The organism is Streptomyces canus 299MFChir4.1 (assembly GCF_000383615.1).
Lineage (GTDB): Bacteria > Actinomycetota > Actinomycetes > Streptomycetales > Streptomycetaceae > Streptomyces > Streptomyces canus_C.
This window is the reverse complement of the sequence record NZ_KB911657.1, coordinates 1-12971: the sequence shown is the minus strand read 5'-3', so window position 1 is coordinate 12971 and position 12971 is coordinate 1. Positions and strand designations below refer to the sequence as shown.

General features: G+C 67.4%; 10 protein-coding genes and 2 pseudogenes. 9 read left to right on the top strand and 3 right to left on the bottom strand.

Annotated features, from left to right (window positions below; all coding sequences use genetic code 11):
• The coding region (locus H293_RS56735; RefSeq protein ID WP_158694589.1) for a zinc ribbon domain-containing protein at positions 1–242 on the top strand (242 nt) is incomplete at its 5' end.
• Between the two features lie 62 nt (positions 243–304).
• Here H293_RS56735 and H293_RS0147555 read toward each other — a convergent pair.
• Positions 305–1339, bottom strand: coding sequence for a LacI family DNA-binding transcriptional regulator (locus H293_RS0147555; protein WP_020124795.1), 1035 nt, complete (start codon positions 1337–1339; stop codon positions 305–307).
• 521 nt (positions 1340–1860) lie between these two features.
• Here H293_RS0147555 and H293_RS0147550 point away from each other — a divergent pair.
• From H293_RS0147550 to H293_RS0147535, 4 genes are all read left to right on the top strand, one after another.
• A complete protein-coding gene (locus tag H293_RS0147550; protein WP_028808842.1) occupies positions 1861–3168 on the top strand; it encodes an extracellular solute-binding protein in 1308 nt (435 codons plus the stop codon).
• Complete coding sequence (locus H293_RS0147545; RefSeq protein WP_020124793.1) at positions 3165–4067, top strand: carbohydrate ABC transporter permease; 903 nt, start codon at positions 3165–3167, stop codon at positions 4065–4067. Before H293_RS0147550 ends, H293_RS0147545 begins: the two co-directional genes overlap by 4 nt.
• Before the next feature lies 1 nt (position 4068).
• On the top strand, positions 4069–4965 hold the full coding sequence (locus tag H293_RS0147540; protein ID WP_020124792.1) for a carbohydrate ABC transporter permease: 897 nt from the start codon (positions 4069–4071) through the stop codon (positions 4963–4965).
• Between the two features lie 142 nt (positions 4966–5107).
• Positions 5108–7483, top strand: a complete 2376-nt coding sequence (locus H293_RS0147535) for a beta-xylosidase/alpha-l-arabinosidase (RefSeq protein WP_020124791.1) — start codon at positions 5108–5110, stop codon at positions 7481–7483.
• A 5-nt stretch (positions 7484–7488) separates the two neighbouring features.
• On the opposite strand, the gene H293_RS0147530 is transcribed toward H293_RS0147535, so the two are convergent.
• A complete protein-coding gene (locus tag H293_RS0147530; RefSeq protein WP_028808841.1) occupies positions 7489–8676 on the bottom strand; it encodes a fumarylacetoacetate hydrolase family protein in 1188 nt (395 codons plus the stop codon).
• Positions 8677–9388: 712 nt separating this feature from the next.
• Here H293_RS0147530 and H293_RS52210 point away from each other — a divergent pair.
• The 4 genes and pseudogenes from H293_RS52210 to H293_RS0147505 form a co-directional block, all read left to right on the top strand.
• Positions 9389–9700, top strand: a pseudogene (locus tag H293_RS52210) (maltokinase N-terminal cap-like domain-containing protein); the annotation flags it as partial.
• A 219-nt stretch (positions 9701–9919) separates the two neighbouring features.
• Positions 9920–10948, top strand: coding sequence for an NAD(P)-dependent oxidoreductase (locus H293_RS0147520; protein WP_397896511.1), 1029 nt, complete (start codon positions 9920–9922; stop codon positions 10946–10948).
• 44 nt (positions 10949–10992) lie between these two features.
• Positions 10993–11732: pseudogene (locus H293_RS56730) on the top strand (IS5 family transposase); the annotation flags it as partial.
• An 85-nt stretch (positions 11733–11817) separates the two neighbouring features.
• The gene (locus H293_RS0147505) at positions 11818–12135 is read left to right on the top strand and encodes an ankyrin repeat domain-containing protein (protein WP_020124785.1); all 318 of its coding nucleotides are present in this window, start codon (positions 11818–11820) and stop codon (positions 12133–12135) included.
• Here H293_RS0147505 and H293_RS0147500 read toward each other — a convergent pair.
• A protein-coding gene (locus H293_RS0147500) for an IS5 family transposase (protein ID WP_259294743.1) occupies positions 12125–12924 on the bottom strand; the annotation gives its coding sequence in 2 pieces (ribosomal slippage) (positions 12125–12586 and positions 12589–12924; 798 coding nt in all). The genes H293_RS0147505 and H293_RS0147500 overlap by 11 nt on opposite strands.
• Positions 12925–12971: the final 47 nt, after the last annotated feature.

Genomic DNA, 12971 nt, shown 5'->3' with positions numbered 1-12971 from the left:
AGGTCCCCGCCCCGAACACCTCCCGACGCTGCTCCGCGTGCGGCTTCACCACGCCCGGCAGCCGGGAGACCCAGGCCCTGTTCGTGTGCAAGAACCCCGACTGCGGATGGACGGGCAACGCCGACCACAACGCAGCGCGGAACATCTTGCACCTGTACCGGACGGGCCACGCGCTCGTCCCGGCTGCCGGGAGGGCAGTCGCCAGGCGCGCTCGCCGCGTCAAGCCCGCCACCGCAAGGTAGGCAGGAATCTCCCTGCTTTAGCTGGGAGAGCACTTCAATGAGGTGATCGCCCCTCCTACGTCCTACGGCTGCTCACGCGCCGATGCCGGTTCGCGGGGTGCCGCTGTTGAGGCCCGTTCCACCAGTTCGGTGGCGAGTTCGATGTGGTGCGACTCGGTCTTCTCGCCGTTGACCAGATGGAGGGCGATGCGCAGGGCGGCGGCACCCATCTCCCGTAGGGGCTGTCGCACGGTGGTCAACGGCGGTGACGCCATCTGGGCGAGGCTTGTGTCGTCGAAGCCGACCACGCTCAGGTCTTCGGGGATGCGCAGACCCCTGGCGCGGGCGGCCTCGATGACGCCGAGGGCGATCTCGTCGTTACCGGCGAAGATCGCAGTCGGTGGCTCCGGCAGCCCCAGTAGTGCCGTGGCGCCGTGCAGTCCGGTCTCGTACGTGAACTCTCCGGGCTGGACGTAGGCGCCGGGCACCTGTACTCCGTGTGCCTCCATGGCGGCACGGTAGCCGTGCATGCGTGCCTGGTTGCACACAGCCGTGGCTGGACCGCCGAGATAGGCGATGCGGTGGTGGCCCAGTGAGAGGAGGTGCTGGGTCGCGGCCAGGCCGCCGGCGAAGTTGGTCGCCCCGACGCTGTTGACCCGGCTGTCAGGCAGATGCAGGGGGTCCAGCACGACCAGCGGCAGCCCGGCCCGGGCCAGTTCGTCGAGGTGGGCCGTGCTGTACACGCTGGTGATCGCGATGACGGCACGGCGTCCGGCTGAGACCAGGTCACGGGCCCAGTGAGGGGCGCGGGACGCCTTGCTGATCACCACGGATGCACCCAGTTCGGCGGCGGCGTCGATGATGCCTTCCAGGGTCTCAGCGACGTACGACTTCAGGCCGCCCCTGAACTGCACCTCGATGGTGGCGTTCTCCTTGGCGTCGGCGTGGCGGAACACCGGCGCGAGGTACTGGTGCTGGTGCAGTAGTCCCTGTACCCGGGCGCGCGTCTGCGGCGCTACGTCGCCGCGACCGTTGACCACTTTGGACACGGTCGCGATGGAGACCCCTGCGGCTCGTGCGATGTCCGCCAAAGTGGTGCGCCTGGTGTTCGGTCGCATCGCTTCCTCTCAGATATCTGTCCATCGGTGTGGTGAGCCGCCTGTGGAACCGGTCAACCGTACGGCAACGCGCCCGGATCCGGCGGTGCCGGGACGGAACGGGACAACTCGCTGATTGTCCGTTCCTGTTGGAGCAACCGCTGCCGTGGTTGCTGGTTGCTCACAGGGGTGTTGTCCGACACCTGCGTCTGAGGCATCAGGTGTTGACGCGGTGCATCACGGGCGCTACCGGCTGTCGCTGACGTGACCTGCATCAACAGCGTGTCAGCCGTTGCCGCCGCATGACCTTTCGGTCATGACTGAAGAGCTTCGAAATAGTTTCGGTCCTCATCGCCGTTCCTATAAGAGCCATCTTAACCCGATATTCCGCTGCCAACGCGCCTCTTCGGACTGCCTGCACACGTCTTGACAGGGCATCAGATCGAAATCTAACTTGCCAGAGCAGAGCTTGAAGGACGCTGTTTCGAAACTCTTTCACCATGACTCACGAGAAGCCGATGGCTCTCGAGTGCGGAGAAAACATGGCGCTCTCTCGACGTACCCTCCTTGGCCTGGCCGCCGGCGTTCCGGTCTCCGCGGCACCGGCGGCCTGCGGTTCATCCGGTCCCGGCAAGAGCGGAGGGGCCACGTACTGGTACCTGAACGGCCAGCCGCAGGAAGGTGTCAGGTCAAGCGCGGTGGACGCCTTCAACAAGGCTCACCCCAAGGATCAGATCAAGGACACCACCTACCAGAACGACGCGTACAAGACGAAGATCAAGACGGCCATCGGTGCCGGACGGGCGCCCACCGTCATCTGGGGCTGGGGCGGCGGGACGCTGCGCACCTATGTGGAAGCGGGCCAGGTCGAGGACCTCACTCCGTGGTTCGAGGAGCACCCCGAGATCAAGAAAGGACTCTTCCCGTCCTCGTTCGGCGCGGCAACCGTCGACGGCAAGATCTACGCGATGCCGTGCGAGACGGTGCAGCCGATCATCCTCTATTACAACAAGAGAGTGTTCGAGCAGGTCGGTGCGAAACCACCGCAGTCCTGGGACGACATCATGGCGCTGGTGCCCAGATTCAACGCGAAGGGGATAGCGCCCTTCGCCCTCGGTGGCCAGTCCCGGTGGACCAACATGATGTGGCTGGAGTTCCTTTTCGATCGCATCGGCGGTTCCGAGGTGTTCCAGGCCGTCGTCGAAGGCGAGAAGAACGCCTGGTCCAACCCGGCGGCCATCACCGCGCTGACCAAGGTCCAGGAACTGGTCAAGGCCCAGGGGTTCGTCAAGGGTTTCTCCTCGATCACCGCGGACTCCAACGCCGACCAGGCGCTCCTGTACACCGGCCGGGCCGCGATGATGCTGCACGGGGCCTGGTCCTACGGCATCCAGCAGGCCGACGGCGGGGACTTCGTCTCCAGCGGCGGACTGGGCTACATGACCTTCCCTCCCGTCGAGGGCGGCAAGGGCGATCCGAGTGACACCGTCGGCAACCCCGCCCAGTACCTGTCCATATCCTCCAAGGCCGGCGCCGAGCAGAAGAAGACGGCGAGGGACTTCTTCGCCACGGGCGTCCTGCAGGACGCCGAGGTCAAGAAGTGGATCGGCAACGGATCCGTGCCGATCCGGCTGGGCACGGAGAAGCTGCTGGCCGCCTCGAAGAGCGCCGACTTCCTGACGTTCACCTACGACATCGCCAGCAAGGCAAAGGTGTTCGCCCAGTCCTGGGACCAGGCGCTGAGCCCGACCGCCGCCGAGACCCTCCTCGACAACATCGTCAAGCTGTTCCAACTGTCCATCTCGCCCAAGCAGTTCGCCGACAACCTCAACGCGGTCACCGCCAAATGAGCGCACTCACCGGCCATCCGTCGCGGCGCGAAGCACGCGGCATCCTGCCGTGGCTGGCCGCGCCCGCGCTGGTGGTCTTCGTCGGCTTCGCCGTGGTTCCGCTCGTCGGCGTCTTCGCGCTGAGCTTCACCACATGGGACGGAATCGGCGCCATCCGCCTTTCGGGGCTGACCAGTTGGCGCAAGGTACTCACCAACCCCGGTCTGCCGCACGCCCTCTGGGTCACGTTTCTCGTGATGGCAGTGTCCTGGGCCGTCCAGACGCCACTGAGCATTCTGCTCGGCACGTTCCTGGCCGGCCGCCAGCGCTACCGGGCGGTTCTGGGCGTGGTGTACTTCATCCCGCTGATGCTCAGCTCCGCGGCGATCGCGATCGCGTACAAGGCCCTGCTGGACCCCAACTTCGGGCTCGGCGCCGGGCTGAACATCCACGCACTCAGCCAGGACTGGCTGGGGCGGCCAGGGCTCGCGTTCGGGGTCGTCGTCTTTGTCGTCTCCTGGCAGTTCATCCCGTTTCACTCACTGATCTACCAGGGCGGTGTCCAGCAGATACCGCAGTCCCTCTACGAAGCCGCGCAGTTGGACGGAGCAGGACGGATCCGGCAGTTTTTCAGCATCACGCTGCCTCAGCTGAAATACACCGTCATCACCTCGTCCACGCTGATGGTGGTCGGGTCGCTGACCTTCTTCGACCTCATCTTCGTTCTGACCGAGGGCGGCCCGGGAGACGCCACCCGGGTCCTCGCGCTGGACATGTACAAGCGGGGATTCCAGGCCAGTCTGATGGGTCCTGCCAGCGCCATCGCGGTCATCCTGGTCCTGCTGGGTCTGAGCCTCGCCCTGCTGCTGCGCCGGCTCGGGGGCGGGGACGCCGGTGCGAGCCAACTCGAGGGGGCCTGACATGACCACCACGCTCACCGAGCCGCGACGACCGCAGAAGGCCACCCAGCGCGAGCGGCAACGCCACCCCCGTCGCTCGGCCCACCGCCCCAACTGGGCCGGCAGCCTGGCCGGATGGCTCTGGCTCGCCGTCGTCGCCATACCCCTGTACTGGGCCCTGATCACCAGCCTCAAGGCCCGCAGCCGCTACTACGCGAGCAACCCGCTGGTGCCCACGAGCGACCCCACGCTGGACAACTACCGGATGGTCATCGAGTCCGACTTCGTTCGCTACTTCGTGAACAGCGTCGTCGTCACCGCCGGCGCCGTGGTGCCCGCGGTCGTGTTCTCCTTCATGGCCGCCTACGCGATCGTGCGCGGTTGGCGCATGCGGGTACTGCGCGCGGTCAACGGGCTGTTCCTGATGGGCCTGGCCATCCCGCTGCAGGCCACGGTGATCCCGGTCTACCTCATCATCATCAAACTGCGTCTGTATGACAGCCTGCTGGCCCTGATTCTTCCGTCGATCGCCTTCGCCATCCCACTGTCGGTGCTGGTGCTCAGCAACTTCATCCGCGACGTGCCCAAAGAGCTGTTCGACTCGATGCGGGTCGACGGCGCCACCGAATGGACGACCCTGTGGCGGCTGGCGGCGCCCCTCACCCGGCCGGCCATTGTGACCGTGTCCATCTTCAACGCACTGACCATCTGGAACGGATTCCTGCTGCCGCTGATCCTCACGCAGAGCCCTGAGCGCCGGACGCTCCCGCTCGCGCTGTGGACGTTCCAGGGCCAGTACGGGGTCAATGTCCCCGCCGTTCTCGCCGCCGTCGTCCTCACCACACTGCCCGTCCTGGTCCTGTACGCGTTCGGCCGCCGCCAGTTGCTGAGCGGTCTGACCGCCGGATTCAGCCGTTGACAAACGCAGACGCCCACGCCCACGCCCACGGCGATCCGACACCGGCAACGACGCCCGTGGCCGGCCCCGCCTGGGCGGCATGACCTGCAGACCTGTTCGCTCGCCGGGCCCTCCCCCAGGGTCTGACGGGCGGGGGAGGAAAGTGAACGCCACCGTGCCCGCAGAAGACACCTCCGCCGTCCCCGTCTGGAACGACCCCACCCTCTCCGTGTCCGTGAGAGTCGACGCCCTGATCGACGCGATGACCCTTCAGGAGAAGACCGCCCAGCTGTACGGGGTGTGGGTGGGCGCCTCCGATCAGGGCGGTGAAGTGGCCCCCCACCAGCACGACATGGAGGAGGCCGTCGATCTCGACGCACTCCTGCCGACCGGTCTGGGGCAACTGACCCGGCCCTTCGGCACCGTCCCCGTCGACCCTGCCCTGGGCGCGCTGTCCCTGGCCCGCACCCAGGCCCGTATCGCCGCCTCGAACCGGTTCGGCATCCCCGCCCTCGCACATGACGAGTGTCTGGCGGGCTTCGCCGCCTGGGGGGCGACGGCCTACCCCGTTCCGCTGTCCTGGGGCGCCACCTTCGACCCAGCCGCGGTACGGCGCATGGCCGCCGCCATCGGCCGCGACATGCGCGCCGTCGGTGTTCACCAGGGGCTCGCGCCCGTCCTGGACGTCGTGCGCGACGCCCGCTGGGGCCGGGTCGAGGAAACCATCGGCGAGGACCCCTACCTGGTCGGCACCATCGGGACGGCATACGTGCAGGGTCTGGAGTCAGCCGGCATTGTCGCCACCCTCAAGCACTTCGTCGGCTACTCGGCCTCCCGCGCCGGCCGCAACCTCGCCCCCTCCTCGCTGGGGCCACGTGAGCGCGCCGACGTTCTGCTGCCGCCCTTCGAGATGGCGATTCGTGAGAGCGCCGCCAGATCGGTGATGAACGCCTACACCGACACCGACGGCATCCCCTCCGCAGCCGACGAGGAACTGCTCACCGGGCTACTGCGCGACACGTGGGGCTTCGAGGGCACCGTCGTCGCCGACTACTTCGCCATCGCGTTCCTGAAAACTCTGCACGGCGTCGCAGCCGACTGGGCCGACGCCGCAGGCACGGCGCTGCACGCGGGCATCGACGTCGAACTGCCCAACGTCAAGACATACGGCGCGCCCCTGGCCGAGGCCGTCGCCGACGGCCGCGTACCGGAGACGTTGGTCGATCGTGCCCTGCGCCGGGTCCTCACACAGAAGGCGACGCTCGGTCTGCTCGACAAGGACTGGAATCCTGTGCCGGCCGCCCTCGACGGGGCCGATCTGGACGATCCGCCCGCTCTACGCGGCCGGATCGACCTGGATGGACCGGAGAACCGCTCTCTGGCCCGCACGCTCGCCGAGGAAGCGGTCGTGGTGCTGAGCAACGACGGCACCCTGCCGCTCGAAAGGCCACGCCGCATCGCCCTGCTCGGTCCCAACGCCGACGAACCCACCGCCGTACTGGGCTGCTACTCCTTCCCCCAGCACATCGGCGTCCGCCACCCTGGCACACCACTGGGCATCCAGCTGCCCACGCTGCGTGACACGCTCGCCGCCGAGTTCCCCGACGCCGAGATCACGTTCGTCCGCGGCACCGGAATCGACGACGGAGACCTTTCCGGCATCCGCAAGGCCGCCGAGGCGGCACGCGGGGCCGACGTTGCCGTGATCGTGCTCGGCGACCGCGCCGGGCTCTTCGGGCGGGGCACCAGCGGCGAGGGGTGCGACGCCGAATCGCTGGCGCTGCCCGGTGCGCAGCAGCACCTGCTCGACGCCCTGCTCGACCAGGAGACACCCGTGATCACCGTGCTGCTCGCGGGACGACCGTACGCCCTCGGCCGCGCCGTGGAGGAGTCCGCCGCGATCGTGCAGTCCTTCTTTCCCGGGGAGGAGGGCACGCACGCGATCGCCGGGGTGCTCAGTGGCCGTACCAACCCGTCAGGGCGGCTGCCGGTCAGTGTGCCGCGCCTGCCGGGATCCCAACCGGCCACCTACCTCGGGGCGCGCCTCGCGCACGCCAACGAGGTGTCCACCATCGACCCGACCCCCGCGTTCGCCTTCGGCCACGGCCTTTCCTATACGCGGTTCGACTGGGCGGAGTTGGCCGTGGACGCGCCGGAAGCACCGACCGACGGCGAGTTCACCCTCACCTTCACCGTACGCAACACCGGCGGACGTGCCGGAACGGAGGTTATCCAGCTCTACCTGCATGACCCGGTTGCCTCCGTCGTCCAGCCGGTGCAGCGCCTGATCGGCTACACCCGGGTGGAACTGGAGCCGGGCGCTGCCCGCCGCTTGCGGGTCACGGTCCCGGCCGACGTCGCCTCGTTCACCGGACGAGACGGTCGGCGCCTGGTCGAACCGGGCGAGCTGGAACTGCGGTTGGCTGCCTCCAGCGCGGATCCGCGCCTGACGGCCACAGTCACTCTGACCGGACCCGAGCGCTACGTGGATCACACGCGGCGCCTGCACGCCGCTTTCTCTCAGGGGCCGTGGACGTAGCAGTCTCAGAGCACCCCGCGCCGGGCGAGGTTGCGCAGCAGGGCTCTCACACCGAACGTCCACGGCGTGGCCTGCTCACTGGTGATGACGGTGTTGACCAGAGTGCCGAGCTGCGGGCTGGAGATCCGCACGATGTCACCGTACTCGTGGGAAAAGCCCTCACCGGGTGTCCGGCGGTCCTCGGTGGGGGCGAACAGTGTTCCGGTGAACAGCACAAAGCCGTCCGGGTATTGATGATGCGGACCGTATGTGGCGGCCACCAGGTCCAGTACGTCACGGCTGATTTCGCGCATGGAGCTGCTGCCGTGCAGGACGTAGCCGTCTGTGCCTTCGACACGGAGGTCGATGTCGAGGCTGCGTACGGTGTCGAGGCCGAAGCCGTCGTCGAGCAGTCGGATGAACGGGCCGATCGCGCAGGAGGCGTTGTTGTCCTTCGCGCGGGAGAGCAGCAGGGCACTGCGTCCCTCGATGTCGCGGAGATTGACGTCGTTGCCGAGTGTCGCGCCGCGGACCCGGCCGCGCGAGTCCACGACGAGGACGACCTCGGGCTCGGGGTTGTTCCAACCCGAGGCGCCGAGCACTCCGATGTCGGCGCCGGTGCCGACCGAGGAGAGGACCGGGGCCTTGGTGAACACTTCCGGGTCTGGTCCGATCCCGACCTCCAGGTACTGCGACCACAGGCCTTCGGAGACGAGCAGTTCCTTGACCCTGTCCGCTTCCGGCGATCCGGGACGGATGCCGTCGAGCGCGCCGCCCACCACCTCCTGCACGCGGGCCCGCACGCGTGCAGCCTCCGCCGGACGGCCGCCCGTACGTTCCTCGATGACGCGTTCCAGCAGGCTCCGGGCGAAGGTGACGCCCGCCGCCTTGATCACTTGCAGGTCGATGGGGGCGAGCAGACGCGGAACGTCACAGCGGCCGGTCGGCGCCTGCAGCAGTTCCTCCAGGCGCCAGGTGCGTCCGCCTTCGGCCTCGCGGACGACCGTCACCGCGTCGTCGCGTTCCATGAGGTCGCTGACGGTGGGCGCGATGGCCGTCAGGTCGACGACTTCCTCGCCGCGGACCGCCGCCACACACGGTCCCCCCACTTCGGGGTGGTGCACGCGCGCGACGAGCGCGGCTCCGTCGGCGTCCTCGGGCAGAAGGGTGGCGGCTGTGAGGACCGGACAAGGGCGCGCTGCTGCCGATTCCACGATCGATGCTCTCCTGACCATACGGGGTGTGATCGCCTGCGGCGGGCTCAGGAAGGGTTTCCGGCGCCGCGCCGAAGCGCGAGCACGTGACTTGTGTCGGGGAGACGCGGTTCTGGGCGCCGACGAGAGCAGCTTATGCGTGTGGTAGTCATGTCAGCCGTGAAATGAGGTCAGAAACGGCCACCGATAAGCATATTCGCGCGAAGTGCCAGCAGCGTCATGCTGATGGACTGCCTCACCCACGCGTGCGTGATGGCATCGGTCGGTGTAATTCCCGATCATGGGGGATGCGTCGGGGACCAGTGAGAATGCGGCCGAGCACTAGGCCGTTGCGTCGGCAGAGGCCTTGGAGGACCAGCTGATCGACGAGTTGGTGAGCCGGGCGCAGGCCGAGGGCCTGCCTAACTCCCCCAAGGGTTAAAGGCTCCACGGCCATGCAGACCGACGGGGGACCGTCAGGGGACGCACTGTCTCATAGAGACCCGCATCTCGGATCGAACGCCGTGCGCATTGTTTGCGGCGCGGGATACCGTTTTCAGATAGATCATGAGCAAGGGGGCCTCATGGAGGCCATCACCAACAACCACCGCCACATCGGCCGACCGCCCGGCATCCGACCTGGCGCTGACGCCCCCCCGACCGGCAGCGGAGAGTTCTGCCCTGCGTCATCAACTCGGTCAAGCAGCGCGGGTATCGGCCGAGCATGGGTGCTGGGGGGCGCTGGGTCTACGACGGCTGCCACGACCCGGTGCTGGCGGCGCAGTTGCCGGCCTTGATCGAGGGGCGGGCCGAGGCCCAGGCGCAGAGCACCAGCGACACACCCGACCGGGAGGTCACCCCGCTTTGTCGGCAATCGCGGGGCACGACCCTGCGCCTGCACCGGGTCCTGCGCCCCGCTCCGGAGAACAGCCCCTCTCGGGCGACCGGCCATGTCGCCGGCTGCTGGAACCTGCCAGACGGCACCCTTGCGCGAGGACTTTTCGGCACCCTGCACACGGGCCTGTGTACCTGGGTGACAGCCTGACGTGGCACCACCGGCCGGTGTCAGACCTCCTGGACCGCAGGGTTCGGACGTCGGCCGGGTCCAGGGACAGCGCGGTCTTGGCCATGGCGGCGAACTCGTCGATGAGGGTCTCCGTGCGACCGGCCTCCACCTCGTCGAGCACGGTCCGTACGGCGGCGGCCGTAAGGCGGGTGCGTCCGTCTCGACTGCATCGCCAAGCACCTGTCGTGCCTCATACGTATGGACCTGCCGTTCTCGGCTGTTGGCGCCAAAAGGAACGTGCAGAGCTGCGCGGCACGGACCACGGCACTCCCGGACGCTGGCCCACACCTATCCTGGACGGTCGCTTGTGCCGGCCGGACAAAGGAACAGACCATGCATGTAGTTGCACTCATAGGCCTCGGACGCATGGGCACACCGATCTGCGCCAAGCTCGTACAGGCCGGCTACGCCGTCCGTGCTCACGACAGCCGTGAAGAGCTGAAGAGCTCAGCACACCGGGTCGGCGCAGCCTGGAACGACACGGCTGCGGGAGCTGCGTTCGACGCTGATGTCCTCATTACAGTCCTGCCCGATTCCGGCGCAGTAAACAAGGCGGTGGACCAGTCGGTGCTGAGTGTCCTTGCGGAAAATGCCGTGTGGATCGATATGACGAGCAACGAACCTCGGGAGGCCGGCCTTGCGCAAGAACGAGCGCGCGTCTGGTCCGTAGACGTCCTGGAGGCCCCGCTGGGTGGAAATCCGCAAGACGCCGCAGAGGGAAAACTGACGGTATTCACGGCCGGTGACCGCGACGTGGCCGAACGGTGCCGCCCCCTGCTGACCACCATTGCGGACCCGGAGAAGTTGCACTACCTCGGCGGCCCCGGGGCTGGGTACACAGCCAAACTCCTCGTGAACCTGCTGTGGTTCGGTCAGGCCATCGCCACCGCGGAGGCGCTGCTCCTGGCCAAACGCGCAGGTATCGACCTCGTTGTACTGCGCGAAGTCCTACAAGGCAGCGCCGCTGCGACTAGGTTTATCCGCCACGACCTGCCGGCTCTATTCGCTGGGGACTACTTGGCCTCATATGAACTCGACCGTATCCATGCCCAGCTCGACGCCATCACCGCCTACGCACGAGAACTTGGCACGCCGCATGAGGTCGCCCAGACTGTGGAGCGTCTCCATAGGGAGGCACTCGACCGCTACGGAGCCGTGGCAGGCGAGCTATTGGGCGTGGCTCTCCTGGAAGAACGGGCCCAAGACCACCTACGAGCACAAGAATGACCGACACCGGCAAAAGTCCGCCTAACAACGGCTGACACAATGAGCGCAGGTTCTGGTATCCAGGCCGCAAGCCGTTGCCGGACCGGGATGTGCTGTGCGGCATCTTGTACGTGCTGCACACCGGGATCCAGTGGGAGCACTTGCCGCAGGACCCCGGCTTCGGCTCGGGCATGACGTGCTGGCGCCGACTGCGCGCCTGGAACGAGGCCGGCGGGTGGCAGCGGCTCCACGAAGTCCTGCTGGCCGAACTCATCGCAGCCGCACGGCTGGACTGGTCCCGCTGTGTGGTCGACTCCTCCCACGTCAGAGCGTTAAAGGGGGGCTCCACACGGGCCCCTCGCCGGTCGACCGCGGCCGGGCCGGCTCGATACAGCACTTGATCACCGACGGGCGCGGCACCCCGCTCGCGGTTCTGCTGACCGGCGGCAACCGCAACGCCGTGACCCAGCTCCTGCCCCTGCTCGACGCGATCCCGCCGGTCCGCGGCCGGGTCGGCCGTCCGCGTCGCAGGCCGGACTCGCTCTTCGCCGACCGCGGCTACGACCACGACATCTACCGCAACCAGATACGCGCCCGAGGCATCGTGCCCGCGATCGCCCGGCGCGGCACCCTGCACGGCACGGGACTCGGCACCTACCGCTGGGTCCTGGAGAGGAGTTCTGCCTGGCTGCACGGCTCCCGACGCCTGCGCATCCGATGGGAACGGCGGGCCGACATCCACAATGCGTTCCTCAAACTCGCCTGCTGCCTCATCACCCACCGACAACTCGGCTCATGGCGTTAGCCGTTGTTAGACGTCATCTCATTTGGCGATCGAAAGAACATGAAGTCACTGGTGAGAGTCGGCAATTGGGCGGTTGAATGATGTCGTGAGTGACTACTGGACGCCGGCTCATCATGCGGTGGAGCACGATGATGTGGAGACCTTGGCCCGGCTGCTGGCCAAGGGGGCCGATCCAGATGAGGTCTTCGGAAACATGACGCTGTTGACGCACGCGATCGACGCGGAGGGGGACGGAGCCTTGCAAACCGGGCATCCCTTGACCGTGCACACCACGGCGGTGCTGCTGGCCTTCGGCGCAGACCCATACCTCGCGGATCCTGATGGGCAAACCCCGATGGACCTGGCCGAGCACTACGGCCATGACTTGGCGATCGATCTGCTGCAGCGGCACCTCAACAGGTGAGTCGGCGGTAGCAGATGAGGGTGCAGGCGATGCTGGTGAAGGCCAGGAAGTGCTCGGCTTTGCGTTCGTAGCGGCGGTGCAGTCGGCGGCATCCGGCGAGCCAGGACATCGTGCGTTCGATGACCCACCGGTGGCGGCCAAGCCGCGTGGAGGACTCGATGCCCTTGCGGGCGATGCGGTGCTTGATGCCGCGCCCGCGTAACCATCGCCGCAGGTGGGCATAGTCGTATCCCTTGTCGGCATGAAGCTTTCCCGGTCTCCGCCGCCGGGGCCCGCGCCGGGAGCGGATCGGCGGTATGCCCTTCACCAGCGGGATCAGCGCCTGACTGTCATGCACGTTCGCCCCCGAGATCCCGACGGACAGGGGCAGACCGGTCCGTTCGGTGATCAGGTGGATCTTCGATCCATACTTGCCCCGGTCGACAGGATTCGGACCTGTCAAATCCCCCTTTTCAGGGCTCGCATGTTCACCGAGTCGATCGCGCAGCGGGACCAGTCCAGCTCGCCGCGGGCGCCGAGCTCGTCGAGGACCAGGCGGTGGAGCTTCGCCCACACCCTGGCCTTGGTCCACTCGGCAAAGCGCCGGTGGGCCGTTGCTCCCGACGGCCCGAACGACGCGGACGGAAGCTGCTGCCACGTGCAGCCCGACGTGGCCACGAAGACGATCGCAGCCAACACCTCCCGGTCACCGTGTCGGCGTCGCCCGCCGCCTTGAGGCCGGGACGGAGCCTCCGGCACCACCCGCTGGAACAGCTCCCACAACTCATCCGGCACCAGCCGCTCAACGATCGAAACCACGACCGACAGCCTACCGACCCAAATGAGATGACGTCTTA